This window comes from Vibrio lentus (assembly GCF_030409755.1).
Taxonomy (GTDB): Bacteria; Pseudomonadota; Gammaproteobacteria; order Enterobacterales; family Vibrionaceae; genus Vibrio; species Vibrio lentus.
The window spans coordinates 2316755-2343319 of sequence record NZ_JAUFQE010000002.1 but is presented as its reverse complement, the minus strand read 5'-3'; the positions used below and the strand labels follow the sequence as shown (position 1 = coordinate 2343319).

Below are 26565 nucleotides of genomic sequence, written 5' to 3'. Positions count from 1 at the left end.
GCTAACAGCTGGTCAGAAGACTAGCGAAAGCAAGTAGAGGCTGCTTTGCGGCTAGACGACTTTCTCAACTGAGTTTCTACGAACCAGAGTCGGAGAGAACATCATTGGCTCAGAGGAAACCGCTTCACTTTTAGCCAGCACTAGCGCGAGTCGAGTGGCTTTTTCTGCCATCATCTGAATAGGGTAGCGGATAGTCGTCAGCTTAGGGTGAACATAGCGAGCAATTAAGCCGTCATCAAAACCAACAATAGAAACCTTGTCTGGCGCTTGAATACCGTTTTCATCAAGCACTGAGAGTGCGCCTGCTGCCATGTAATCGTTGTAAGCAACAAGGCCGGTGATAGGTAGTGACTTGGTTAGTAAGTTAGTCATCGCGTATTCGCCACCATCACTGGTGGGCGCTGAATATTCAATATAGCTATCAGATAACTCGATTTTGTAATCGGAGAGTGCTGCTAAGTAACCTTGCACTCGTTCATCGGCATCTTCAATGCTGTGAGAAGAGGCGATGCAGGCGATGTTTTTGTGGCCATGACGAATCAGATATTCAGTGGCGAGGTACGCGCCTTTCTTGTTGTCTAAGAAAATACAACGGTTCGCAATCTCAGCAATATAACGATTGATCAGCACTAAGCCTTTCACTTCTTTGGCATAGGCAATCAGCTCTTCGTCGGTGAGTCCTTTAGAGTGGATCACTAAGGCATCGCAACGGCTATTAATCAGCAACTCAATCGCTTGTCTCTCTTCTTCACGATCGTGTGAGCCATTACCAACGAGGATATGTTTTCCGTTCTCACGAGCGACATTATCGACAGCCTTAACCAGAGTGCCGAAAAAGGGGTCGGAGATATCACCGACTAACACGCCCACAGTGTTGGTGCTTTGGCTGACCAACGCACGAGCATTCGCATTAGGGCGGTAACCCAGTTTAACCATCGCTTTAGTCACAGACTCTACCGAGCTTGCGCTTGCTTTTGGAGACTTGTTGATTACTCGAGATACGGTTGCAACAGAAACACCAGCTTCCTTTGCTACATCTTTAATTGTTGCCATTTTTAACCTCTATATATTGCTGAATCTATTTAACACCGACAATGATACTAAGGCAATGAAACTCTCATTTTACTTCCAGTAATGAGATCTTTACCGCTTGTAATTGTTGCTCTTAGTGCTAGTGTAAACACTTACATTTTACTTAATTTTAGTAAATAATTTAATTGATAAAAATAAATTAATATAGGAAGTGAGAAATGGATACTGTCTCTTATGGTGACTTTGCTAAGTTAGAAATGCGAGTGGGTAAGATCATCGAGGTTGTGCGTCATGAAAACGCAGACAAGCTGTACATCGTGCAAGTGGATATCGGTGAGAAGACTCTACAAACGGTGACTAGCCTAGTCCCTTACTACACCGAGGAAGAGTTAATGGGCAAGCAGGTTGTCGTGTTGTGTAACCTAGCTAAAGCGAAGATGAGAGGCCACACTTCTGAATGCATGCTGTTATGTGCGGAAACAGATGATGAATCTGAAAGTGTATTACTGACACCGGAACGTGCGATGCCAGCGGGTATTCGAGTGGTTTAAGTTGTCTAGATTAGTCGGTGAGACTATTCGTTATAAGCTCATCGACCTATCTGCTCTCAAAGCTTCAAATGATCGAAGATCTAAATTGCCGAAGCTCCAAGTTGCCGAAGCTTCAAAATGCCCAAAGCCCTCAAAAACTAGCTACGAACGGTCAGTATCAAGCCATCAATCACACTGTGGTGGTGATCAGAAACCCCAGCAAGGTTGCCGTATTTCGGCTGGTGACGATCATTTTCTAATGGATGGTGCCAGCCTTGTGTATGTTCCACAAAGTGCGCAGCAAAGCTTTCAGACACCTCTAAACATCCTGCCATGACGGTATCAACATAGGTTTGAACGATAGGGCTGTTTTCACAAGGCGCTTCGATTTCGTCTTTGATGTATACCCAGATCGATTGATCCGCTTTAAACTCGGTTTGGCTCTCTATCTGCTCGTTTCTTAACTCAATTCGGTGATAACCACGCTCACGACGATCAAATTCAGCCAACGCAACATCATCGACCTCAAGCAAAACACCATTCACTTGTCCCTCACCAAGATTGACGATCAACGGTGACAAAACATAGCTGTCATCGATTTTACTCCAGTGGCGCACTAAGCCGTGCACTATCGCAGGAATCGCTTGTCCTGTTTGACCTGTGAGTTGACGAGAAGAGGAGTTGATCAAGCTACCATAACCAAAAATATACATCGCGTTCCCTGTCTGTTCTTTTGTATTTGAGACTAGTCTTACTATATGTTTGGCTTCATCAAATGTCAGTAGTTTTTTATTTTACACACCTTCGAGTCTAAATGACTTTTTGTGGTGTGTTTAATTGACACTTTTTTGATATCTAAATACACCTTGTTGCTTGTTTTTATTGGGTTTATATCTTTGGCGCGTTTCATGCATTGTGTTAGGCAATATTGCGGTGATGATTACTGCACCTTGAATTTGGCTATTGGTAGCAATTCAATATAAGCCACACTTGGCTTGTTATCTGAAATGAGGAATGAGTTTGTTAAATATCACAGATAAAAGCGTAGAAGATGCGATTCCAGCTTATCTTCGTTTAGGTTTTAGACCTTTCTTCTTTCTTGGCAGTCTCTATGCCGTGATTGCTATCGTCGCTTGGGTTGTCATGTTCCAAAATGGTCAGCCTGAAGTGTTAAAAGTGCCCGCGCTTTGGTGGCACGTACATGAAATGCTGTTTGGTTTTTCTATGGCGATTGTGGTTGGTTTTGTTCTGACTGCAGTGCAAACGTGGACGGGAGTCAACGGAACTAAACATTATCGATTAGCTGCGCTCGTTGGTTTGTGGCTAGCACCTCGTATTCTATTTTGGACACCGGCGCCATTGTGGTTAATCTCATCGGTTGAAGCGTTGTTCTTGATCTTTGCCGCTTACGAGATTGGTTTCCGTGTCGTGAAATCGAAAGGCTGGAAGAACCTGTTTTTTGTGCCGCTGTTTATATTGGCTATTGTCGCCAACTTTGCTAGTTACGCGACGATTAAAGGCATGCCTCCATTCCCATCGTCTGCAGTATGGCACGCAATGTTATGGTGGTTTACCTTGCTATTATCCGTGATGGGTGGACGAGTTATCCCGTTCTTCACGGCCCGTCGTTTTGACTTTGAAAAAGCACAACCACTGGTTTGGTTGGAATGGCTCGCGAACCTGCCTTTGGTTGGATTGTTTGTGTTGAGCTTCTTCCCGTTGACCTTTGCTCAAGTGGGCAATGAGTTGATGGTGTTTGCAGGTGTGACTCAGTTGGTTCGCTTTGTCCGTTGGAAGCCTTGGACAACGTTGTCTGAGCCTTTGGTGTGGTCACTGCATGCGGCTTATATGTGTATTCCTTTGAGCTTGTTGCTAAGAGGATTGTTAGATAATCCATTTGCAAGCCATAACATGCTGCACCTGTTTGCGATTGGCGGTTTGAGTGGGCTCATTCTTGCGATGATCACTCGTGTCACCATGGGACACACAGGCCGTGCTATCTATAAAGGGCCAAGCATGGCGCTGGCGTTCTCGGCTATCTTTATCGCGGCATTAGTTCGTAGCTTAGGTGTCACTTTCTTCCCTGCTTACTTATTTGAGATGGTCAACATCAGCGCGGGTTTATGGACGTTGGCGTTTGGTTTGTTTATCTGGAAGTTTGGCATGATGTTATTAACCCCACGAGTGGATGGTCACCCAGGTTAATCAGAGGATTGATGAAGCTTGCGAGTTAAGCCTTTAGATAATCAAAGGGAAGCAATGAGCTTCCCTTTTTTGATCGTGTTGAAAAGTGCACTTTCTCTATTCGTTCAGTATTATCCATTCGTTCGTTCAGTATTATCTATTGGCTTATTAAGCATTCACTGTTAGATATTGGCGGACTTGCGCGGTGAGTTCTTGTCTAGCCTGAGGGGAAACGAAGCTCGCTTCAATGGCATTGATGCTGAATTGCGCTAATTCGTTTTTCGTCAGTGGATGAGCATTGGCGACAGCGAGGAAGTTGTCATTCATGTAACCACCAAAGTAAGCGGGATCATCGGAATTGATGGTGACGCACAGCCCTTTCCTCAGCAGTTTGACAATGTTGTGTTGTTGCATGGTTTCGAAGACCTTGAGCTTGGTATTCGATAGCGGGCATACGGTCAGCGGTGTGCGCTTTGCTATCAACTGTTCCATCAAGTCGTCATCTTCAACACAGCGAACGCCATGATCAATTCGGGTTATGCCTAACAAGCTCAACGCATCACTTATATTTTGTGCTGGGCCTTCTTCTCCTGCATGAGCCACAGTTAGGAAACCTTGGTTGATGGCTTCTTGAAAGACATGTTTAAATTTTTCAGGCGGGTTGCCTTGCTCTGATGAATCTAGCCCAACCGCTATGATTTTATCTTTGTAGGGCAGGGCTTGCTTGAGCGTCTCGAACGCGCTGTCTTCATCAAGGTGGCGTAGAAAGCACATGATCAGTTGGCTGCTTATCCCAAGTTCCTGTTCTGCTTTCTGTAAAGCTTGAGTTATGCCACCAACAACTGTGTCGAAACCTATTCCACGTTCGGTGTGAGTCTGTGGGTCAAAGAATATTTCGGTATGAACTACGTTGTCTTGCTGGCATTTCAATAGGTAAGCCCAAGTTAGGTCGTAGAAATCTCGCTGGTGGATCAGCACGTTGGCGCCTTGGTAATAGATATCGAGGAAGGATTGCAGGTTGTGAAATTGATAGGCTTCGCGAACTTGGTCTGGATTCTCAAAGGGAATCGACACGTTATTGCGCTTGGCGAGTTCGAACATCAACTCAGGTTCTAGTGTGCCTTCTATGTGTAAATGAAGCTCAACCTTCGGTAATTTTTTGATGAAGCTATCCATAGCAACTCCTTAGCTATTTTAATTATGGGCGGAGTAGGTGAGATGCTTACGCCTATTAATGTGAGATTTTAGGCGATTTATTTCTCTCTGTTTGAGCATAGTTCATTTCATTGCTGTCGATAAAACAGCGCCGAAATTGCTGGTGAATAGAGGGTTATGAAAGAATTGAAATGAGCCGCAAACGATTTGCAGCAATGGAGTGTGATCCGCTGCAAATATTTGCAGCAATATCCATGGATTTGTGCTCTAATACCGCGCTTACCAAGGGATGGTGTTAAAAGATGCTCACTTAGATGGAGTTATCAAAGTTGACCGATCCCTTAATGATCTCCCTTAGGAATAAATAGAACATGTCTAAGAACAAAAAATTTGATATCCGCATTACAGAAAAACGCAACGGTTGGTGTGCAGAGATTACTCGTCAAGTAACGTCTCGCAGCACAACAGTATCTAAGCGTGAGTCTGGTTTTGAAACTGAAGCTCTAGCACAAGAGTGGGCTGAGAAAGAACTAGCATCTTTCATCGCAAACCAAGCTGAGCGTAACGATCGTAAATCAGAGCAACGTAAAGAGCGTGATGAATTGCGTCACACTAAAGAGCTTAAAGCTGAGCAAGCGCGTGAAGCACGTGCAAAAGCTCGCGCAGAAGAGCTAGACGACGAGTAAGTCGCAATAATTTATGCTCTTCTTGTTTGAAGAAGAGCAGAAAAAAGCCCCAATATAACTTTTCTCTTTCTAGTTAAAAGTATATTGGGGCTTTTGCATTTCTGAGCGTTATTCAGCTAACTTACTCTGCAAACTTAGTTGTTCAGAGTCGTTAACCAATCATCTTCCGCGACTTCTTCAATGTAACTCTCAACAGACTGTCCCACTTCATCATCATCTTGCTTGAAGTAAGCAATGTGGAACACCGCGTCACCTTCATTCACTAGAGGCAGTGTTTGTTGACCAATCACGATACCGCCTTTAGTTGTGATTACTTGGCCTTCTTGGTGACCTAGAGGTGAGCTGATGTAAGCCAGAGTTTGCCCTGCTTCAACTTGTTCACCCAGCCTTACCATGTTACGCAAAATACCGTCTGACTCAGCGCGGATCCAGCTGGTGGATTTACTCAGTACTGGCTCTGGCAACTTCTTACGGTTAGGGCGCAGCATGCCGATTTCTTTCATTACTTGATGCACGCCAAGGTAACCCGCACGAATCGCTAGGTGATCAAAACGCAGTGCTTCGCCACCTTCGTAAGTTAATACAGGAATCCCCAACTTTTCTGCTTCGCTACGCAATGAACCGTCACGCAATGGAGAATCAATGATCACTGGTGTTGCGAATGCTTTTGCGATGCGCAGTGTTTCAGGGTTCGATAGGTTTGCACGGATCTGTGGCAAGTTAGTACGGTGAATCGCACCTGTGTGTAGATCCAGAATATAATCACAGTGCTTCGCCACGTTCTCGAAGAAGGTGTAAGCGATGCGTGATGTTAGCGATCCTTTCTCACTACCTGGGAAGCAACGGTTTAGGTCGCGACGGTCTGGTAGGTAACGAGATTTATGGATAAAGCCAAACACGTTAACGATCGGCACAACAATTAATGTCCCTTTCAGCTTCTTTGGATCAATCGCGTTTGTCAGTTGTCGTGCAATCTCAACACCGTTTAGCTCATCGCCGTGGATAGCCGCATTTACCATCAGTGTTGGACCTGCTTGGCGACCGTGAATAATTTCAATCGGGATCGAAAGTGGAGAGTGCGTGTAAAGCAGGGCAGCTTGTAGTTCAATCTCCATTCGTTGCCCTGGCTGAACAGTATAACCAAGTAATTCGAAGGGTTGATTAGGTTTTAGTCTTGCCATTTAGGTTGTTCTCAACATAGTGATAATTCGTTAACACGGAATGTATCAATCGTTGATTTTTAGTACGAATCAATCACTTTACGGTCACGACAAAAGTTTTTTATGGAGAGGCTTCTGAATTGGTTTCTGTTTTTGATTTGGCTAATTAGAGGGTGTTTTAAATTGTGAATTTTCTGACAATACATTGATTTAACTCTGATATTTTCCGTTCGGTTGATTGGTATTATCCATCGCCATTTTTTGGCGGCCAAATTCATATATCGAGATAAAAATGAAAAAAACAATTTCAAAAGTCGTTGCACTGGCGGTGGTTTCTGTCGCTTTATCTGGCTGTGTTGGTAGTAACGCAGTAACCGGTTACCTAATGAAGTTTAACGTTAAGGCTGTTGATAACCGTTACGCACGTGGTGGCTTGAACATGCTACTAGCGCCTGCTTACGGCCTAACGGTTGCTGCCGATTACCTAGTATTCAACTCACTAGAGTTCTGGACTGGTAGTAACCCACTAACTGGTTCTCCGCACATCTTTGATACAAAGACTGATACGTACCTAGACATCAACCATCAGTTGGATCCTTCTCTAACTGAAGCGCCTGTAGGTCCAATTACGAGTGCAGACGTGATCGAGAAAGGTCAAATGCAGCAGATTGATGAAAACACGATCCAAATGGACATTACTTACCAATCTGGTGAGCGTGCGACGTTAATCGGTGTTCGCGATGGCGAGATGGTGACGTACTTCATCGATGGTGAAGTTGTGGCACAAACTTCAATTGATGAGCTAGAGAGCTACGCGGCGACACGCGCTTAGTTATACCAATCGTAGTAAATAACTGGTCACCCTAGCTTGTTAAAAATCTCGATAACTGCGTTGTAATTTTTGATTGTAGAATAACTACTTATCAGAAAATCACGCCTTGTTCTCAAGCCTTTTTCCTGCGCTATTTCTGAACACTTACTTACTGTGATTGGTATTACTTCTTTCGTCACAAATAGTCGTTTACAAAGATTAGATACAAAAACAGGTACTCATTGAGTACCTGTTTTATTTTGTGTCGGATAAACGGTGTTTACTGAAAAGTACTATTTATTGAAAAGCACGATTCATTGAATAAACATAGCTTATCGAATTATGCTTTTTCTGGGATGGCTTCAAGTAAAGCAACCATTTGGTTCCAGAATAGCTCAACCGTGTCGATCTTCACTTTCTCATCTGGAGAGTGAGGGAACTTGATGGTTGGGCCGAAAGAAACCATATCCATGTTCGGGTAAGGTTCTTTGAATAGACCACATTCAAGGCCAGCATGGATAACCATGATGTTTGGCTTGTGACCGTAGATACCTTCGTACATGTCGCGGAAGATATGCATGATTTCTGAGTCTGCGTCTGGTTTCCAACCTGGGTAAGCACCAGAGAATGCGATGTTAGCGCCTGCTAGTTCAGCAACAGAGTGAAGCATGCTTTCTACTTGGCTACGACCTGAATCGATAAGAGAACGGATCAGGCAAAGCACTGTGATTGAGTTCTCTTCTGTTGTGATAACACCTACGTTTAGAGACGTTTCAACAACACCTTCAATCTCGTCACTCATACGAATCACGCCGTTTGGACATGCGTTAAGTGCCGCGATAAAGCGAGCTTGGTCTGCTGACGCAAGTGCGCCCATTTCTACAGAAGCTTCTTCATTGAAAGTCACGATGCTGTCTTCTACTTTACCTAACTCTGTTGAAAGCAGCTCTGTGTAGTAGTTGTATAGCGAAGCCAGTTTCTCTTGGTTTGCTGCTGGAACAGCAACCGTTACGAAGCCTTCACGAGGAATAGCGTTACGAAGGCTACCACCTTTGAATTCTACGATGCGAAGGTCTAGCTCTTTTGCGTGACCCGCAAGGAAGCGAGCAAGCAGTTTGTTCGCGTTTGCACGACCAGTATGGATGTCACAACCAGAGTGACCGCCTTTTAGGCCTTTTAGCGTTAGCTTACGTGTTACGAAATCTGCTGGGATTGCGTTACGTGCAATTTCAAATGTCATTGCGCCGTCGATGCCACCAGCACAACCCATGTACACTTCGCCTTCTTGCTCTGAATCGGTGTTAAGAAGGATATCACCTTCTAACCAACCTGCTTCAAGACCGAAAGCACCAGTCATGCCTGCTTCTTCATCTACTGTTAGTAGAACTTCGATAGGGCCATGTTTGATTTCGTTTGATGCCAGTACAGCAAGACAAGAAGCCATACCCATACCGTTATCAGCACCCAGCGTTGTGCCTTTTGCTGTAACCCACTCACCATCAATATATGGCTGGATAGGATCTTTAGCGAAGTCGTGAACCGTGTCTTCGTTCTTTTGTGGAACCATATCGATGTGCGCTTGTAGCACAACACCTTTTTTGTTTTCCATGCCTGGCGTTGCAGGTTTAGTAATGAATACGTTACCCGTTGGGTCGCGACGTACATTTAAACCTTGCTCTGTTGCCCAAGCAATAATGTATTGAGCTAGCTCTTCCTCATGCTTAGAAGGATGTGGGATTGAGCAAATCTTATCGAAGAACTGCCAAATAGGGGCAGGGGATAATTTACTGATCTCAGAATGGAATTCAGACACGGATGACTCCTTTTTTATTTGGTAACCATATATTTAGGATTTCTATAGGTAAAACCTTAGAATAAAAATCTAAAATATGGGTCTGTTTTGATGGCAACAGCATACCACTTGAGCGTTTTGACGAGTAGCGGTTCTAAACCTCAAATAGCTCAAATTTTGAAAGCGATCTTGTCTATCTGATCATGATTAAGCGCTTTGATGCTTATAAATGGCGTAAGCAAACGTTTGTTTAAGTCTATTCTGTAATTTAATTACAAAATAAAGTTTCTTAAATAACCATAATTAGCCAAAAGTGTGACGTATAGCAAAAAATACTTGTAATCTTTTTTCTTTCGGGTATATTAATAACCAACTTCTGAAGTGAAGAGTAAATGCTCAAAGGATGAGTCCGTTTTATCGCCTCCAAGGAACCGAGAAATCAAATTCGTTTTTTATTGATTTATTAAGGTGATAGTTATGAAAGGTTTACCATCTGCAATGTTCTGGCTTAACAGCTCTGTTTACACTAGCAACTTTGCATACCCTACAAGCTTTGGTTACTAATACCACAAGCATGTAACTCGAACAGTTTTGTTCACCCCTATATATTGGAATTCTTTTACAACCCTTTTGGTTGACAGATTCTACCGCCACTCAGTATTGAGTGGCGTTTTTTTTGCCTGCTACTTTTTTCCTACCGCGTCAATTCACCACTTTTTTTACCATTCTCAGCGGTTGTTTTTTAAACGCTAAAATATCAATTTGCGCCTTATTACTGATCCTGTTGAAAAATACACATCTCTTGTGGGTTTAAATTGAGAATTGGATGGCTAACTTCTCAATGAAAATAACTGATGGTTTAAAAAGTAGCCAAGTAATCTCATCGTATTTATTTTGCTTAATTTATTGTTTTTAATCGTTATTTTTCTTTGTGGTCTTCGTTTTTAATCGCTTTGTTTCATACGGCATTCTGATAAATATCGATTAGAGCCTTAATTCTATCTGGAATTTGTTATTTGATAACTTTATAATCCACAGCCAATCGATTACGCAACCGTTTACTTTTTACCCTTATAGGATTCGATAATGTTCGAAAAGCTATTCAAACTCAGTGAAAATGGCACCAATGTGCGCACTGAAATCATCGCAGGTCTAACAACCTTCCTAACAATGGCTTACATCATTTTTGTAAACCCAATGATTCTAGCTGATGCTGGTATGGACCATGGCGCTGTATTTGTAGCAACCTGTTTAGCAGCCGCTATTGGCTGTTTCATCATGGGTTTTGTTGCTAACTACCCAATCGCGCAAGCTCCAGGCATGGGTTTGAACGCATTCTTTACCTACGCTGTTGTAATGGGTATGGGTTATACGTGGCAAGTTGCTTTGGCAGCGGTTTTCGTATCAGGCGTAATCTTCATCTTCTTAAGTATCTTTAAGATTCGTGAATGGATTATCAACTCGATCCCTATGTCTCTGCGTGTTGGTATCTCTGCGGGTATCGGCCTTTTCCTTGCGTTTATCGCGCTTAGCAATGCAGGCATCGTTGTTTCTAACCCAGCGACTAAGGTTTCACTTGGCGATATCACTGCGATTGCGCCAATGTTAGGTGCGCTTGGTTTCTTCCTGACTATTGCTCTTGTTCACCGTGGTGTGAAGGGTGCGGTAATGATTGCGATTCTAGCAATCACGGCTATCGGCATTGCAATTGGTGACGTTCAGTACGGCGGCATCATGTCTACTCCACCAAGCCTAGCTCCGACATTCATGCAGCTTGATTTCTCTGCTGTATTTGAAATTGGTATGATTTCAGTCGTATTCGCATTCTTGTTCGTCGATTTGTTCGATACCGCGGGTACTCTGGTTGGTGTTGCAACGAAAGCAAACCTAATCAAAGAAGACGGCAAACTACCGCGCTTGAACAAAGCACTGCTTGCTGACTCTACAGCGACATCTATTGGTGCATTGCTAGGTACATCAAATACGACATCTTACGTTGAGAGTGTTGCGGGTGTTGCTGAAGGCGGTCGTACCGGTCTAACTGCGGTTGTAGTTGGCATCTTATTCCTACTGGCTCTTTTCTTCTCGCCACTTGCAGGTATGATTCCGGCTTACGCAACATCAGGTGCACTTTTCTATGTAGCAATTTTGATGATGTCTGGCCTAGTTGGCATTGATTGGCGTGATCTTACGGAAGCTGCACCAGTCGTGGTAACATGTCTGCTTATGCCGCTGACGTACTCTATCGCTGAGGGTATCTCACTAGGTTTCATCGCTTACGCTGCAATTAAGCTGCTAAGTGGTAAAGGTCGCGACGTTTCACCTGCTGTGTGGGTAATGTCGGTTATCTTTATTCTTAAATACATTTTCGCTTAATCGTCTAGATTTCTGCTTAATCGCTGAAGAGGCTATGTAAGGCATAGCCTCTAATAACATGACAAAATTATTAGGTTTTATACTATGAGCAACAAATTCGTTATCACTTGGGACAACATGCAGACTTACTGCCGTCAACTAGCTGAAAAGCAAATGCCAGCAGAACAGTGGAAAGGTATCTGGGCAGTAAGCCGTGGTGGTTTGGTTCCTGGTGCAATCTTGGCTCGTGAACTAGGTATTCGTCACGTAGATACGATTTGTATTTCTAGCTACGACCACGATCACCAACGTGATATGACAGTCGTTAAAGCACCTGAAGGTGACGGCGAAGGTTTCCTAATCGTTGAAGACTTGGTTGATAGTGGTGACACTGCACGCAAGCTTCGCGAAATGTACCCTAAAGCGAAACTTATCGCTGTATGTGCAAAACCATCTGGCGCAGATTTGTTAGACGAATACATCGTTGATATCGCTCAAGACACATGGATTGAGCAACCTTGGGATACTAGCCTAAGCTTCGTTGAGCCGGTAAATCGCAAGTCAAAATAAGTGTAAACTTAGTTTTTTGAGAAATGACCCTTTATAGGGTCATTTTTTTTTATATGATTAGTAACAACCATTTCTTATTAAGTGTCCCAATGTCTGAATCAGAAGAAACGAGCTCGAACCTTTCGGAAACCTTGTTTGTAAAGCACAAGCAGGCTAAAGAGACCTCAATGCTCACGCGTTACATGCCAAGTTCAGAAGAACTGTTGGATAAAAAGCGTGAAGAGCAGAACTCATCTTGGTATCGAAACCTAAGACGTCTTCAGTGGGTATGGCAAGGCGTAAACCCGATAGAGCAAGAAGCGGTATTGGCACGCATCGCCTCATCCGATAATTCTCGTACCACCGATGAGTGGTTAGATACCGTGATGGGCTACCGCAGTGGTAACTGGGCATACGAATGGACCAAGCTAGGTATGCAGCATCAGAATCGTTCTAATGAGAAGAACGGTGAAGAGATGGCTGAAGAGCTGTTTTCAGCATCGTTGTGTTTCAGCATTGCGGGTTACCCACATCTAAAGAACGACAACCTTGCTGCTCAGGCGCAGGTATTAGCGAATGCGGCGTATTCTGAAGCGATCAAACACACCAAATTGATCGTCAAACAAATCGAAGTGCCGTATCAAAACAAAAAGATTAAGGCGAACTTACATCTAACCAAAACAGACAAACCACAACCTGTCGTGATCGTGAGTGCGGGTTTAGATAGCTTGCAAACTGACATGTGGCGTTTGTTTAGAGATTACCTAGCACCGAAAAACATTGCGATGCTAACGATTGATATGCCGTCGATAGGGCACAGTTCACACTGGCCATTGACCGAAGACTCTTCTTGCCTGCATCAAGCCGTGTTGAATGAACTGCCTAACATTCCATGGGTCGACCATCATAAAGTCGGTCTGTTTGGGTTCCGATTCGGTGGTAACGCGATGGTGAGGCTATCCTTCCTTGAGCAGCACAAACTGAAAGCCTGTATCTCTCTTGGCGCACCGATCCACGATATCTTTGTTCATGCAGACAAACTCAAGCAGATGCCTAAGATGCATTTGGATGTGTTGGCTTCTCGCCTTGGCAAAGGAGCGGTGGATATCAATAGCCTTTCTGGGCAACTGATGGCTTGGTCATTGAAGGTGCAAGGCTTGCTGGCTAACAGTAAAACCAGTGTTCCTATTTTGGCATTGGCTTTGGAAGGTGACCCTGTTTCACCGCATCTGGATAATCAACTGGTTGCTATTTACAGTGATTACGGCAAAGCGAAGAAAATCAAAACTAAATCAATTACACAGGGGTATGAGCAATCCCTCGAATTAGCGATAAAGTGGCTTGAGGATGAATTATTTAGATGACATTTCTCCTAAATTAGTTAAGCATGAAAAGTGTACAAAGTAAGTACCTGATACTCAGAGAAAATTTATAAAATCCAACTGCGTGCTTTCTACGTATTGCAGTCTGAGTAGAGTCATTCTTAACATTGAAAATGGAGATTCAATATGTCAGAAGTGACACAGCAACCGACACATTATCGCTTGTTAAACGTTTTAAAGGCCATTGGTCCGTATTTGAGGGAGCCGCAATCAGAAGAAGGCCACTATATCTTTGATTGCTTATCTGTGTGTGTGAACGATAAAAAGTCACCAGAAGAGCGCGAGTTCTGGGGCTGGTGGCTAGAGTTGGATAAGTCGGAAGAAGGATTTTCGGCGAAGTACAACACGGGTAAATACAACATCGATGGTAACTGGGATCCTTTACCATTACCTAAAAAGGCGGTCGCTGAGGTCTCTCGAACTCAAGAAGCCTTTCACCAAAAGCTGGTTGACGAACTTCAAAAGAAATTTGAAATCGGCGTTCAGTTAGACGAAGAGTCTGTCGAATTCGTCTGATTTTAAAGGTTACTCTTCTCTATAAAGCAAAAAGGTGCGATTTCGCACCTTTTCTACTTGTGAATTCTCTTGTTGATTGCTAAAACATCACCTCTTATTTGTTTTATTCATAAAAGACTTCATGACAACAAATCATCAAAGCGGGACAACAACACAGAGTAAAACTGTCGTTGTTAAACTGGGTACCAGTGTCTTAACTGGTGGAACATTGGCATTAGACCGCGCTCACATGGTTGAGCTGGTTCGTCAATGTGCTGAATTAAAAAAACAAGGCCACTCTGTGGTTATGGTTTCGTCTGGTGCAATTGCAGCCGGACGTGAGCACCTTGGTTACCCCGCACTTCCCAACTCGATGGCGAGTAAACAATTGCTTGCGGCAGTTGGGCAAAGTCAGTTGATTCAAGTTTGGGAGTCTTTGTTTGCTATCTATGGCCTTAAAATTGGCCAGATGCTACTGACTCGTGCTGATCTCGATGATCGCGAGCGTTTTCTGAATGCACGTGACACGATCAACGCACTCGTTGAACACGATATTATTCCGGTAGTAAACGAAAACGATGCAGTAGCCACCAACGAAATTAAAGTGGGCGACAACGATAACTTGTCGGCACTGGTTGGTATTTTATGCGGCGCTGATAAGCTTTTGCTATTAACTGACCAAAAAGGCTTGTTTACCGCTGACCCTCGCAAAGATCCAAACGCTGAGCTCATCAAAGAAGTGAAAACCATTGATGACACACTGCGCAAGATCGCAGGCGGCAGTGGTACGACATTAGGTACCGGCGGCATGGCAACAAAACTGCAGGCGGCTGATATTGCTCGTCGCGCAGGCATCGAAGTGATCATTGCTGCGGGCAGTGCTGAAAATGTGGTGTTTGATTCACTGAGTGATAACCCACAAGGCACACGTTTCTTGCCTTTAGCGGAAGCGCTTGAAAACCGTAAACGCTGGATTTTAGCTGGCCCAGCTTCAGCTGGTGACATCGTGGTCGATGATGGTGCAGTCAATGCCGTTAACACCAAAGGCAGCAGCTTGTTGGCAAAAGGGGTTGTTCGAGTTAAAGGCGAATTCTCTCGTGGTGAAGTTACCCAAGTCACAGACAGCAAAGGCAAGGTAGTGGCTCGTGGTATCGCTAGCTACTCAAGCCAAGACCTAGCAAAAATAGCAGGCAAGCACAGTAAAGATATTGGCGACATTCTTGGCTACGATTACGGGTCAGAAGTCATTCACCGTGACGACCTGGTTGTAATTCAAGAGTAGCTCGTGATGATAAGGCGAATCGCCTTGTTACATCCAAAGACAGACAGAATTTAGGGAGAGTTAAACGTGGATTTAACTAACATGGGTATTGCAGCAAAAGACGCTGCTTTCCACCTAGCGACCGCATCAACGGCGCAAAAGAACAAGGCATTGGCGATCATCGCTGATGAGTTAGAAGTAAACGCAGCAACGATTTTAGAAGCGAACGCAAAAGATATCGAACTTGGTCGTGAAGCGGGTCTGACCGACGCACTGCTTGATCGCCTATTGCTGAACGAAGAGCGTCTAACGGGTATCGCTAACGATGTACGTAACGTGATTAGCCTGAATGATCCAGTCGGCAGCGAGATTGACAGCAAGGTACTGGAAAACGGTATGTCACTGTCTCGCCGCCGCGTACCACTTGGTGTGGTTGGTGTTATCTACGAAGCGCGTCCAAACGTAACCATCGATATTGCTGCACTGTGTCTTAAAACCGGTAACGCAAGCATCCTACGTGGTGGCAAAGAGACATTCTTCTCAAACATGGAGCTGGTTAAAGTCATCCAATCTGCATTAGAGAAGGCTGAGCTTCCTGCTGCTTCTGTTCAGTACATCGAGAAACCTGATCGTGAACTCGTATCTCAACTGCTTAAACTGGATGACTACGTGGATATGATCATTCCTCGTGGCGGCGCTGGCCTGCACAAGATGTGTAAAGAGAACAGCACCATTCCAGTGATCATTGGTGGTTTTGGTATCAGCCATATCTTTGTTGATGAAAGCGCGGACCTAGAGAAGTCGGTAGATGTGGTTGAAAACTCTAAAGTACAACGCCCATCTGCGTGTAACTCGCTAGATACATTATTAGTGCACGAAGCGGTTGCTGAAGCTTTCTTAGCGCAGCTAACACAGCGTTTAGCGGGCAAGGTTACCTTGGTTGCTGACACTAGCGCAAAATCGCTGCTAGCGGGTTTTGAAGACCAACGTGATGCAGTTGAAGGTGACTTTGACACTGAATGGCTAAGCTACACGTTAGGTGTGAAAGTAGTCACGGATGTGGCAGAAGCGATTGACCACATGCGCATACACAATGCGAGCCACTCAGATGCGATCATGACGAATAGTCTAGAGAGCTCAGAGCGCTTTATTAACTCAGTCGGCTCAGCAGCGGTTTATGTGAATGCATCAACACGATTCACTGATGGCGCACAGTTTGGTTTAGGCGCTGAAGTCGCAGTATCTACCCAGAAACTGCATGCTCGTGGTCCAATGGGCTTAGAAGAACTGACAAGTTACAAATGGGTGGGCAAAGCGAACTATTTGGTTCGTGGTTAACGCTGGTCGTTAATTTTATTCCTCAGCTCATTTTTGAAATTGCTTTTGAGTAGCAATAATCAATGAATCACCACACAAAAGGGCCTTAATTGGCCCTTTTTCTTTCCTAACGTTTGGCAATTCCGTTACACTGATATTCAATTATTTGGAGGTGATATGCATTGTCCTTTTTGTTCAGAGAACGACACTAAAGTAATCGATTCAAGACTGGTAGCCGATGGCCATCAGGTTCGTCGTCGCCGTCAATGCCTTGCATGTAGTGAACGTTTTACGACGTTCGAATCGGCAGAACTTGTGATGCCTAAAGTCATAAAGTCGAATGGAAACCGCGAACCATTTAATGAAGATAAAATGGTCGGTGGTGTACAGCGCGCCCTAGAAAAACGCCCAGTGAGTGCTGATGCCATTGAACTTGCGATCAGTACGATTAAGTCACAACTCCGTGCAACTGGTGAGCGTGAAGTACCAAGCGAGATGATTGGTAATCTTGTTATGGGTCAATTGAAAGTATTGGATAAAGTGGCGTACATCCGTTTTGCCTCTGTTTACCGCAGCTTTGAAGACATCCGAGAGTTTGGCGAAGAAATCGCTAAATTAGAGGACTAATTCCTCAATCATGTCTAATTTTACTCCCCTAGATTTTCAAATGATGTCGCGTGCTATTCAGTTAGCAAAACGCGGCATTTACACCACTGCACCCAACCCGAATGTGGGTTGTGTCATCGTACAAACCGACGGTCAGATCGTTGGCGAAGGTTTTCATGCCAAAGCTGGCGAAGCTCATGCCGAAGTACACGCTATGAGAATGGCGGGTGACAAGGCAAAAGGTGCGACCGCTTATGTCACGCTAGAACCTTGTTCGCACTATGGTCGAACACCACCTTGTGCTGAAGGTTTGATTAAGGCTCAAGTTTCAAAAGTGATTTGTGCCATGCAGGACCCAAACCCTAAAGTCGCAGGCCGTGGTATCAAGATGCTACGCGACGCAGGCATTGAGGTTGAAATCGGCTTGTTAGAGCAAGATGCTCTCGATTTAAATCCTGCATTTATCAAGCGTATGCAAACGGGCATGCCATTCGTTCAGTTAAAGATGGCCGCTAGCCTTGATGGCCAAACGGCATTGGGAAATGGTCAAAGCCAATGGATCACATCGCCAGAAGCGCGTCGTGATGTTCAGAACTATCGAGCAAAATCAGGCGCGATGCTATCAACCAGCCAAACGGTGATTGAAGACAACGCATCGCTGAATGTTCGTTGGGCAGAGTTGCCAAGCTGTACCAAAACAAATTACGTTGAAGACGAGTTGCGTCAGCCAATTCGCGTAATTCTTGATCGCCAAAATCAACTGTATCCTGAGCTCAAGTTATTCCAAACTCCAACATCGGTATTGAGAGTCGCTGAAACCTCTGCTGATATTGAAGTCGGAATCACAGATGCAGGTCAGCTCGATTTACACGATCTGATGCGTCAATTGCCAGCGAACCATATTGATCATATTTGGGTAGAAGCGGGCGCAACATTGGCAAAAAGCTTGATTGAAGCGCAGTTAGTGGATGAGCTAATCCTTTATTTAGCACCTAAACTAATGGGCAGTGACGGACGAGGTTTGATGGGCGCATTAGGGCTCACTTCAATGTCTGATGTGATTGACCTAGAAATTAAAGATGTTCGACAGGTTGGTGTGGATATTCGCATCGTCGCGAAACCAATTGTGGCTAACCAATAGTCGCGAAACAAATAGTAACGAAGCCATAGTGGAAATAGTTCTGCTAACCAAATACATGTCGTTGACAACAAAAAGAGTTTTAAAATGTTTACAGGAATTGTAGAAGCCGTAGGTACATTGAGTGCAATCACTCCCCGCGGAGAAGACATCACCGTAACGGTTAATGTTGGTAATCTTGATATGGCTGACGTTAAGTTAGGCGACAGTATCGCGACCAATGGTGTTTGTTTGACGGTAGTTGAGTATAACGACCACAGCTACAGTGCAGACCTTTCGCTTGAGACCCTGAAAAAAACGGGTTTTGTCGATTACCAAGCTGGCGACAAGGTAAACCTAGAGAAAGCAATGCTACCGACCACGCGTTTCGGTGGTCATATAGTTTCGGGTCACGTTGATGGCGTGGGTGAGATTGTTGAGCGTAACCAAGTCGGTCGTGCGATTGAGTTCTGGGTTGAAATGCCAGCAGAGATCTCAAAATATATGGCTCAAAAAGGTTCAGTCACCGTGGATGGTATTAGCCTGACGGTGAACGATTTACGCAAGAATGCCTTTAAGCTGACGATCGTTCCCCACACCTCTTCAGAAACGACCATTGATCAATTCAATGTTGGTCGTAAAGTGAATCTAGAAGTCGATGTATTAGCGCGCTATATGGAGCGTTTACTGCAAGGCCAACAGCAAGAGTCTGAGCCTGAATCTCGACTGACGATGGAATTATTACAGCAGAATGGTTTTGCCTAACCGTTGGTACAAAGTGCACTAAACATCACTTTGTGAAAGCGAGCAATATCATCAGGTTTAAATAGTGTCGGTTCTAGGAAGCAGAACCATTTCAAAGGATATAGAACAATGCCAATTAGTACTCCTCAAGAAATTATTGAAGACATTCGCCTAGGAAAAATGGTTATCCTGATGGATGATGAAGATCGCGAGAATGAAGGCGATCTGATTATGGCAGCAGAACATGTCACGCCAGAAGCGATTAACTTCATGGCGATGTATGGCCGTGGCTTAATCTGTCTAACATTGACGAAAGAACGTTCAAATCGTATGGGTCTAGCGCCTATGGTTCAAGACAACAACGCTCAATACACGACGAACTTTACGGTTTCAATTGAAGCTGCTGAGGGCGTAACAACGGGTATTTCTGCATCAGACCGCGCCGTTACTGTTCAAGCGGCAGTAGCAAAAGACGCAAAAGCGGCTGACTTAGTTCAACCTGGCCATATCTTTCCTCTGACAGCTCAAGAAGGTGGCGTGTTAACTCGTGCTGGTCATACTGAAGCAGGTTGTGACTTAGCTCGTCTAGCAGGCTGTGAGCCAGCATCTGTTATCGTTGAGATCCTAAATGACGACGGCACCATGGCACGTCGTCCTGATCTTGAAGTCTTCGCTGAAAAACACGATATCAAACTGGGCACCATTGCTGATTTGATTGAATACCGCAACAACACAGAAACGACGATTGAACGTGTAGCACAATGCCATTTGCCAACAGAGTTTGGTGACTTTGAGCTTGTGACTTACCGTGACACGATTGATAACCAGATCCACTACGCAATGCAAAAGGGCGACTTGTCTGTAGGCGCCCCTTTAGTGCGTGTTCACCTGCATGATACGTTTACCGATCTGCTTCATTCTGATCGCGGTACCGAGCGCAGCTGGTCGCTAGATAAAGCGATGAAGCGCATTGGCGACGAAGGCGGTGTGTTGGTTATTCTGGGTAACGAAGAGTCGTCTGATTCTTTGATTCATAAAGTGAAGACGTTCGAAGCTCAAGATAAGAATGAGCAACCAACCATGGCTAAGAAGCAAGGTACTTCTCGTCGTGTTGGTGTGGGTTCTCAGATTCTTCAAGACCTAGGCGTTCACGATATGCGTCTGCTTTCTTCAAGCACCAAGCGTTACCACGCATTGGGTGGTTTTGGTCTTAACGTGGTTGAATACGTTTGTGAGTAAGCCGACGTCCGTCCGTTTATAGCGACATAATTTACCGATGATTTCAGTGGCTCTTTTAGAGGTTAATTTCGATAAAAGAGCAAAGTAGCCAAGCCCGATTCAAAACGTGTTGATTACACAAGCTTGGCTACTTGCTGCTTCAGTAAGGTTGGCAGCAGCGCTGCGTTATCATCTTTACATCTCCGGTGTCTGTTCTTCTAAATTAGCATTAGATATTGCTCACAGTTTTGTGCTAGAATCCGGCGATTCTCACTTGATGAAAATAGTTAAAGGAAGGCTTATGAAAGTGATCGAGGGTGGCTTCCCAGCGCCAAATGCAAAAATTGCTATCGTTATTGCTCGTTTCAACAGTTTTATTAACGAAAGTTTACTTTCTGGTGCAATCGATACTTTAAAGCGTCATGGACAAGTAAGCGAAGACAACATCACTGTTGTTCGTTGCCCTGGTGCAGTAGAACTTCCACTTGTAGCGCAGCGCGTTGCAAAAACAGGTAAGTTCGATGCGATTGTATCTCTTGGTACAGTAATCCGTGGCGGTACACCTCACTTTGACTATGTTTGTAGTGAATGTAATAAAGGTTTGGCACAAGTGTCTCTGGAATTTTCTCTTCCAGTAGCGTTTGGTGTTCTTACTGTTGATACGATCGATCAAGCTATTGAACGCGCAGGAACCAAGGCTGGTAATAAGGGTGCAGAAGCAGCACTTAGCGCACTTGAGATGATCAACGTTCTTTCTGAAATCGATTCCTAATGGGGGCCAGTGTGAAACCAGCCGCACGTCGTAACGCACGTCAATTTGCTCTACAAGCAATTTATTCTTGGCAAATTACTAAAGAAAATATTGCTACCGTTGAAGAACAGTTCTTATCTGGTGGTAAGTATGATGAAGAAGAGCATCATGCCGCAGAACCTGCACTTGCTATGCCAGAAACAGACGTTGCATACTTCCGCGACCTACTAACTGGTGTTGCTCTTAGCCACATGGAACTTGATAGCAAGCTTCGTCCATTCGTATCTCGCCCTATGCAAGATCTGGATTTGATGGAACTAGCGCTTCTACGTTTAGCTATGTACGAGATGACTCGTCGCGAAGATGTACCATACAAAGTGGTTATCAACGAAGCTATCGAGCTTGCGAAAGTATTCGCAGCAGAAGACAGCCATAAGTTTGTTAACGGTGTGCTTGATAAAGCTGCACCGCACGTTCGTAAGAAATAAGACGTTCGTATATTGAATCTAAAGGTCAGCTTTTATGCTGGCCTTTTTTGTAACTAAATTTCTGTAATATCAATAATTACCGTGATTTGTATGAAGACTAAAGATAGGGCATGTGATGTCTGGCGAATTTAACCTGATTGAAAAATATTTTGTAAATCGACAACCACAACGTAAAGACGTACATCTGGCAGCGGGCGATGACTGTGCTTTGGTCAAAGCGCCAAGTAATGTTCAGATCGCGATCAGTACGGACACCTTAGTGGCGGGCACTCACTTCTTAGCGGAAGCAAACCCAGCTTGGGTGGCACACAAAGCCTTGGCTTCCAACATCAGTGATCTTGCGGCTATGGGCGCGACACCTGCTTGGGTTTCATTTGCTTTAACCATGCCTGAAGTCGATGAAGCGTGGCTTGCTCCCTTCTGTGATTCTTTTTTCAAACTTGCAGACTACTTTGGAATTCAACTTATTGGTGGTGACACGACCAAGGGGCCGCTGAGTTTAACGCTGACTGTGCAGGGCTTTGTACCGGAAGGTCGAGCACTACGCAGAGATGGCGCGAAAGTGGGTGACTGGATTTATGTAACGGGCAACTTAGGCGACAGTAAAGCGGGACTAGAGGTGATATTAGACCCTGAACAGAACAAAGCTAAGCCTTATGCGCTTGAGCTTGAAGAGAGGCACTACCTGAGCACTCCACGAGTTTTGGCTGGTCAAGCATTAGTGAACCTTGCTTCGTCTGCCATTGATATCTCTGATGGCGTGATTGCTGACCTAAAGCATATCCTGAAGCGTTCTCAGGTCGGTGCAAGCATTGATGTGAGTGCGTTGCCTATCTCCGCTGAATTACGCCAGTTTTCTTCCGATATCGCTTCTGCACAGCAGTATGCGCTTACCAGTGGTGAAGAGTACGAACTCTGCTTTACCGTGCCGGAAGAAAATAAAGGTTCACTGGAAAGTGCTTTGTCACACACTGGCACAAAAGTCACCTGCATTGGCCAGATAAGACCTGTAGAATATTTTGAATTACACAATAATGGTGAACCACTAAGCTGGAACTTAACTGGTTACGATCACTTTAAGGTTAATTGATGACAAACCCACTTTCTCTTATTTCTCTTAAAAATCCTTGGCACTTATTAGCAACGGGTTTTGGTAGTGGCTTATCGCCTATTATTCCCGGCACCATGGGCACGCTTGCGTCGATCCCATTTTATCTATTGCTGGTTCAGTTACCGTTCCCTATTTATATCATTCTTGTGGTTGTGAGCTGCATTATTGGTATCAAAATATGCCAAGTGACTTCTGATGATATGGGGGTTCACGATCACGGCTCTATTGTATGGGATGAGTTTGCAGGCTTTTGGATCACCATGGGCCTAGTGCCGTTGTTGGGTATTCCTGTTAATGATTGGAAATGGCTATTCGCTGGCTTTGTTCTGTTTCGTTTTTTCGATATGGTAAAGCCTTGGCCAATTGGTTGGTTAGACAAGCGAGTTCATGGCGGCTTAGGCATCATGATTGATGATATTGTGGCGGGTATTATGGCGGCGATTTCGCTGTATGCCGTGGCACATTTTTCAGGCTGGCTCGTTTAAGAATCAATATCCAGAGAACGAACAATAATAGATAAAAACAAGGAATAACAATGTCTAAGAAGGTTTACTGTGTTGCTCAATTTCAGCCAAAAGAAGGCAAATTGAACGAGTTGTTTGAAGTGTTAAAGTCTCTAGAACCAAACACAATGCGTGAAGATGGTTGTATCCAGTATACGGTGACTCGTCACATTCAGAGCCCGTTTGCAGAAGGTCAGAGTTTCCCGATTGCTTTCAATGAGATCTGGGCGGACAACGAAGCGTTTGAAGCGCATTGCCAACGTCGTGAGATTCAACAGTTCTTCCAAGAGCAGTGTGTTGAAGAGACAGGCTTGGTTGAGAACTTCAACGTTGCTATCTACTCTGATGAACCAGAGAACTATGACGCACCAGTGCTTAAGCCTTGTTGCTAAGTTTGGGCTACAAGTTTGGATAAGCGAAAGTTAGTTGAGCTATAAGGTTTAGCTAACGAGTTAGCGGATACTAAAAAGGTTGACCCTAGGGCCAACCTTTTTTGATTTGTTGCTTATGCCGTTTGCTTGTGAAAGCTATTTAGCAAGGTAATCAGAGATAGACTTCTCTATGCCTTTAGCATCTAAGCCAAGCTCTTCATGCAGTTCACCTTGAGTGCCTTGAGCAATAAACTTGTCTGGTAGACCAAGGTTCAATACTGGCATCAGTAGCTTTTCTTTCATCAAGAATTCAATCACACCCGCGCCAGCACCACCTGCAATCGCGTTTTCTTCGATTGTCACAAGTACATCGTGGTCAGCAGCAAGTTGTTTGATCAGAGCTTCATCGAGTGGCTTCACAAAGCGCATATCAGCCACTGTCGCATCGATAGCGTCTGCGGTTTGAAGTGCACTCTCAAGGAAAGTACCAAAGCTCAGGATAGCGACTTTCGAGCCCTCTTTTGCTTTTTCGCTTTCGCGAACGATACGACCTTTACCAATCTCTAGCGCAGTAAATTCACTTTGAATCTCAGTACCCATGCCATTACCACGAGGGTAACGAACGGCACTTGGACCTGTGTGCTGGTGGCCTGTGTATAGCATTTGGCGACATTCGTTTTCGTCGCTTGGTGCCATGATCACCATGTTTGGAATGCAGCGCATAAAGCTTAAGTCGAACGCACCTTGGTGTGTTTGACCATCGGCGCCAACAAGACCAGCACGGTCAATCGCGAACATAACCGGTAGATCCATGATAGCTACATCGTGGATCAGTTGATCGTAGCCACGTTGTAGGAAGGTCGAGTAGATAGCCACAATTGGCTTATCACCCGCAATCGCCATACCAGTTGCTAGTGTCACTGCGTGTTGCTCAGCAATCGCTACATCGAAGTACTGTTCTGGGTATTCTTTCGAGAAACGCACCATGCCAGAACCTTCGCGCATTGCTGGCGTGATCGCCATTAGCTTAGGATCTTGCGCGGCCATATCACACAGGAAGTCGCCAAAAATCTTAGAGAAAGTTGGTTTAGAGCTGGTGCTCTTAGGCAGACTTGAGTGTGCAGGATCGAATTTAGGTACGCCGTGATAACCAATTGGGTCTTTCTCAGCGGGCTCGTAGCCTTTGCCTTTCTTGGTCATGATATGCAGGAACTGAGGGCCTTTTAGGTCTCTCATGTTCTTCAGCGTTTTGATCAGCTCATTCACATCGTGACCGTCAACCGGACCAATGTAGTTAAAGCCTAACTCTTCAAACATGGTGCCAGGAACAACCATGCCTTTTAGATGCTCTTCTGTACGACGAACGAGCTCTTTAATCGGTGGAACGCCCGATAGCACTTTCTTGCCACCCTCACGAATTGACGTGTAAAGACTGCCAGAAAGAACTTGAGCTAGATGGTTGTTCAGAGCACCGACGTTTTCAGAGATCGACATCTCGTTATCGTTAAGGATAACCAGCATGTCATTATGAATATCGCCCGCGTGGTTCATCGCTTCGAAGGCCATGCCTGCGGTGATCGCACCATCGCCAATCACACTGACGACTTTACGATTCTTGCCTTCTTTCTTCGCACTGATCGCCATACCGAGTCCGGCACTGATCGATGTTGAAGAGTGACCAACAGAAAGCGTGTCGTACTCGCTCTCTTGACGCCATGGGAATGGATGCAGTCCATCTTTTTGACGGATAGTCGATAAGCGGTCACGACGGCCAGTAAGAATCTTATGTGGGTATGCTTGGTGGCCAACATCCCAAACCAACTGGTCGAAAGGCGTGTTGTACACATAGTGCAGAGCAACTGTAAGCTCTACTGTACCTAAGCCTGATGCTAAGTGACCACTTGACTGGCTCACTGAGTTAAGAAGATAGGTACGTAATTCATCACAAAGCTGTGTAAGCGTCTCTTTTGGAAGTAGACGCAAATCCTCTGGCTTATCAGCCAAAGCAAGAGTTGGGTACTTTGATATATCAAGAGTCATAGGTAATGCGCGCTTATTGTCTTAGTTCTTGCGCTCGATGACGTATCGGGCGAACTCTTCGAGTAACTGGGTATTGTATGGGATTGCAGCCAAAGCTTGAAGCGCTTCCTGTAGCAGAGTTTGCGCTTTTTCTTGAGCGCCCTCTAAACCTAACAAAGAAGGGTAGGTGCTTTTGTTCAAATCTTGGTCAGAGCCCTGTGGTTTACCCAAAGTTTCGGTATCGCTAATGATATCTAAAATATCATCCTGAACTTGGAAGGCTAACCCGATTGCATCGGCGTACTTATCTAATTGAGGCATTACTTCAAACGCTTTTTCGCCAGCAGCAAGAGCACCTAAACGAATCGCACTCTTCATTAGAGCGCCAGTCTTGTTACGGTGAACTTCTTCTAACTCTTCTAGCGTGACAGAGCGGTTTTCAGCTTCAATATCAAGAGCTTGTCCAATACACATACCTTGTGCACCAGACGCTTCTGCTAGGCGTTGAATCATTCGAACGCGATTGCTTTCCCCGTCAGCACTTAATGTGCCTTCCGCAAGTATAGTAAACGCGAGAGTTTGTAGTGCATCGCCAGTTAAAATTGCCGTTGCTTCATCGTATTTGATGTGACAAGTCTGATGGCCACGACGCAATTCGTCGTCGTCCATTGCAGGAAGGTCGTCGTGAATCAGAGAATAGGCATGAATACATTCGATTGCTGAAGCTGGAGTGTCGAGTTCTTCCGCGGTGCAACCGAGCATTTCCCCTGTAATGTAGACAAGAAACGGACGTGCGCGTTTGCCGCCTAAAAGTAACCCATAACGCATCGCGTTGATTAGGTTCTGATTTTGGTGTGGCAGGCGATCAAGCCAAAGGTTAAGTTGCTCGTTATTACGTGCTTGATAAGACAATAACGTCTCGATCATA

The 26565-nt window shown here is 44.7% G+C and carries 27 protein-coding genes; 20 read left to right on the top strand and 7 right to left on the bottom strand.

Translation table 11 applies throughout. The annotated features are described in order from the left end of the window. Nucleotides 1-51: 51 nt before the first annotated feature. Nucleotides 52-1053, bottom strand: coding sequence for a substrate-binding domain-containing protein (locus QWZ07_RS18830; protein ID WP_065110878.1), 1002 nt, complete (start codon nucleotides 1051-1053; stop codon nucleotides 52-54). Between the two features lie 197 nt (nucleotides 1054-1250). On the opposite strand from QWZ07_RS18830, the gene QWZ07_RS18825 reads away from it, so the two are divergent. Then, entirely contained in the window at nucleotides 1251-1583 is a 333-nt protein-coding gene (locus tag QWZ07_RS18825) for a tRNA-binding protein (protein ID WP_017110426.1), read from the top strand. A 137-nt stretch (nucleotides 1584-1720) separates the two neighbouring features. On the opposite strand, the gene QWZ07_RS18820 is transcribed toward QWZ07_RS18825, so the two are convergent. Beyond that, the gene (locus QWZ07_RS18820; RefSeq protein ID WP_192852257.1) at nucleotides 1721-2275 is read right to left on the bottom strand and encodes a gamma-glutamylcyclotransferase family protein; all 555 of its coding nucleotides are present in this window, start codon (nucleotides 2273-2275) and stop codon (nucleotides 1721-1723) included. 307 nt (nucleotides 2276-2582) lie between these two features. Here QWZ07_RS18820 and QWZ07_RS18815 point away from each other — a divergent pair, with 307 nt between their 5' ends. Beyond that, nucleotides 2583-3767, top strand: coding sequence for an NnrS family protein (locus QWZ07_RS18815; protein ID WP_029225831.1), 1185 nt, complete (start codon nucleotides 2583-2585; stop codon nucleotides 3765-3767). Between the two features lie 147 nt (nucleotides 3768-3914). On the opposite strand, the gene QWZ07_RS18810 is transcribed toward QWZ07_RS18815, so the two are convergent. Beyond that, complete coding sequence (locus QWZ07_RS18810) at nucleotides 3915-4922, bottom strand: adenosine deaminase (RefSeq protein WP_102306452.1); 1008 nt, start codon at nucleotides 4920-4922, stop codon at nucleotides 3915-3917. Between the two features lie 350 nt (nucleotides 4923-5272). Between QWZ07_RS18810 and QWZ07_RS18805 the strand changes: the two genes are divergently transcribed. After that, nucleotides 5273-5587, top strand: coding sequence for a DUF3622 domain-containing protein (locus QWZ07_RS18805; RefSeq protein ID WP_017106303.1), 315 nt, complete (start codon nucleotides 5273-5275; stop codon nucleotides 5585-5587). A 134-nt stretch (nucleotides 5588-5721) separates the two neighbouring features. On the opposite strand, the gene QWZ07_RS18800 is transcribed toward QWZ07_RS18805, so the two are convergent. Then, nucleotides 5722-6768, bottom strand: coding sequence for a succinylglutamate desuccinylase/aspartoacylase family protein (locus QWZ07_RS18800; RefSeq protein WP_065103060.1), 1047 nt, complete (start codon nucleotides 6766-6768; stop codon nucleotides 5722-5724). Nucleotides 6769-7039: 271 nt separating this feature from the next. Between QWZ07_RS18800 and QWZ07_RS18795 the strand changes: the two genes are divergently transcribed. Then, nucleotides 7040-7579, top strand: coding sequence for a DUF3332 family protein (locus QWZ07_RS18795; protein ID WP_029223480.1), 540 nt, complete (start codon nucleotides 7040-7042; stop codon nucleotides 7577-7579). Nucleotides 7580-7898: 319 nt separating this feature from the next. Here QWZ07_RS18795 and QWZ07_RS18790 read toward each other — a convergent pair whose 3' ends face one another. Next, nucleotides 7899-9371 (bottom strand): aminoacyl-histidine dipeptidase, encoded by a 1473-nt coding sequence (locus QWZ07_RS18790; protein ID WP_102361916.1) that lies wholly within the window; start codon nucleotides 9369-9371, stop codon nucleotides 7899-7901. 456 nt (nucleotides 9372-9827) lie between these two features. Here QWZ07_RS18790 and vcdP point away from each other — a divergent pair, with 456 nt between their 5' ends. The 16 genes from vcdP to QWZ07_RS18715 all read left to right on the top strand — a co-directional run bounded on the left by vcdP (nucleotide 9828) and on the right by QWZ07_RS18715 (nucleotide 23639). Then, nucleotides 9828-9914 (top strand): small protein VcdP, encoded by an 87-nt coding sequence (gene vcdP, locus QWZ07_RS26545; protein WP_016767614.1) that lies wholly within the window; start codon nucleotides 9828-9830, stop codon nucleotides 9912-9914. Nucleotides 9915-10436: 522 nt separating this feature from the next. After that, nucleotides 10437-11726, top strand: coding sequence for an NCS2 family permease (locus tag QWZ07_RS18785; protein ID WP_017106261.1), 1290 nt, complete (start codon nucleotides 10437-10439; stop codon nucleotides 11724-11726). 84 nt (nucleotides 11727-11810) lie between these two features. After that, nucleotides 11811-12275 (top strand): xanthine phosphoribosyltransferase, encoded by a 465-nt coding sequence (gene gpt, locus QWZ07_RS18780; protein ID WP_017084190.1) that lies wholly within the window; start codon nucleotides 11811-11813, stop codon nucleotides 12273-12275. Nucleotides 12276-12364: 89 nt separating this feature from the next. After that, on the top strand, nucleotides 12365-13618 hold the full coding sequence (gene frsA / locus QWZ07_RS18775; protein WP_026012376.1) for an esterase FrsA: 1254 nt from the start codon (nucleotides 12365-12367) through the stop codon (nucleotides 13616-13618). A gap of 144 nt (nucleotides 13619-13762) precedes the next feature. Next, nucleotides 13763-14152, top strand: coding sequence for a sigma factor-binding protein Crl (gene crl / locus QWZ07_RS18770; RefSeq protein WP_017091097.1), 390 nt, complete (start codon nucleotides 13763-13765; stop codon nucleotides 14150-14152). A gap of 76 nt (nucleotides 14153-14228) precedes the next feature. Beyond that, nucleotides 14229-15413, top strand: a complete 1185-nt coding sequence (gene proB / locus QWZ07_RS18765; protein ID WP_192852256.1) for a glutamate 5-kinase — start codon at nucleotides 14229-14231, stop codon at nucleotides 15411-15413. Between the two features lie 66 nt (nucleotides 15414-15479). Next, complete coding sequence (locus QWZ07_RS18760; RefSeq protein WP_192852255.1) at nucleotides 15480-16730, top strand: glutamate-5-semialdehyde dehydrogenase; 1251 nt, start codon at nucleotides 15480-15482, stop codon at nucleotides 16728-16730. A gap of 156 nt (nucleotides 16731-16886) precedes the next feature. Then, nucleotides 16887-17336 carry a transcriptional regulator NrdR gene (gene nrdR / locus QWZ07_RS18755; RefSeq protein ID WP_017106265.1) on the top strand — a complete coding sequence of 150 codons (450 nt, stop codon included), beginning with the start codon at nucleotides 16887-16889 and terminating at the stop codon, nucleotides 17334-17336. Between the two features lie 40 nt (nucleotides 17337-17376). Next, on the top strand, nucleotides 17377-18456 hold the full coding sequence (ribD, locus tag QWZ07_RS18750) for a bifunctional diaminohydroxyphosphoribosylaminopyrimidine deaminase/5-amino-6-(5-phosphoribosylamino)uracil reductase RibD (protein WP_390226459.1): 1080 nt from the start codon (nucleotides 17377-17379) through the stop codon (nucleotides 18454-18456). A gap of 84 nt (nucleotides 18457-18540) precedes the next feature. Then, on the top strand, nucleotides 18541-19197 hold the full coding sequence (locus tag QWZ07_RS18745; protein WP_192852253.1) for a riboflavin synthase: 657 nt from the start codon (nucleotides 18541-18543) through the stop codon (nucleotides 19195-19197). Nucleotides 19198-19305: 108 nt separating this feature from the next. Continuing rightward, a complete protein-coding gene (gene ribBA, locus QWZ07_RS18740) occupies nucleotides 19306-20415 on the top strand; it encodes a bifunctional 3,4-dihydroxy-2-butanone-4-phosphate synthase/GTP cyclohydrolase II (protein ID WP_004734397.1) in 1110 nt (369 codons plus the stop codon). Nucleotides 20416-20695: 280 nt separating this feature from the next. Continuing rightward, nucleotides 20696-21166, top strand: a complete 471-nt coding sequence (gene ribH / locus QWZ07_RS18735) for a 6,7-dimethyl-8-ribityllumazine synthase (RefSeq protein WP_004734398.1) — start codon at nucleotides 20696-20698, stop codon at nucleotides 21164-21166. Beyond that, nucleotides 21166-21633 carry a transcription antitermination factor NusB gene (gene nusB, locus QWZ07_RS18730; protein WP_004734399.1) on the top strand — a complete coding sequence of 156 codons (468 nt, stop codon included), beginning with the start codon at nucleotides 21166-21168 and terminating at the stop codon, nucleotides 21631-21633. Before ribH ends, nusB begins: the two co-directional genes overlap by 1 nt. Before the next feature lie 115 nt (nucleotides 21634-21748). After that, nucleotides 21749-22723 carry a thiamine-phosphate kinase gene (gene thiL / locus QWZ07_RS18725; protein WP_017633415.1) on the top strand — a complete coding sequence of 325 codons (975 nt, stop codon included), beginning with the start codon at nucleotides 21749-21751 and terminating at the stop codon, nucleotides 22721-22723. Beyond that, entirely contained in the window at nucleotides 22723-23229 is a 507-nt protein-coding gene (pgpA, locus tag QWZ07_RS18720; RefSeq protein ID WP_192852252.1) for a phosphatidylglycerophosphatase A, read from the top strand. Before thiL ends, pgpA begins: the two co-directional genes overlap by 1 nt. A gap of 50 nt (nucleotides 23230-23279) precedes the next feature. After that, a complete protein-coding gene (locus QWZ07_RS18715) occupies nucleotides 23280-23639 on the top strand; it encodes a putative quinol monooxygenase (RefSeq protein WP_065103066.1) in 360 nt (119 codons plus the stop codon). A gap of 135 nt (nucleotides 23640-23774) precedes the next feature. On the opposite strand, the gene dxs is transcribed toward QWZ07_RS18715, so the two are convergent. Both dxs and ispA read right to left on the bottom strand, forming a co-directional pair. Beyond that, nucleotides 23775-25658 carry a 1-deoxy-D-xylulose-5-phosphate synthase gene (gene dxs / locus QWZ07_RS18710; RefSeq protein ID WP_076668262.1) on the bottom strand — a complete coding sequence of 628 codons (1884 nt, stop codon included), beginning with the start codon at nucleotides 25656-25658 and terminating at the stop codon, nucleotides 23775-23777. A 21-nt stretch (nucleotides 25659-25679) separates the two neighbouring features. Beyond that, nucleotides 25680-26564: a (2E,6E)-farnesyl diphosphate synthase gene (gene ispA, locus QWZ07_RS18705; RefSeq protein WP_012604642.1), complete on the bottom strand. Its 885-nt coding sequence runs from the start codon at nucleotides 26562-26564 to the stop codon at nucleotides 25680-25682. Nucleotide 26565: the final 1 nt, after the last annotated feature.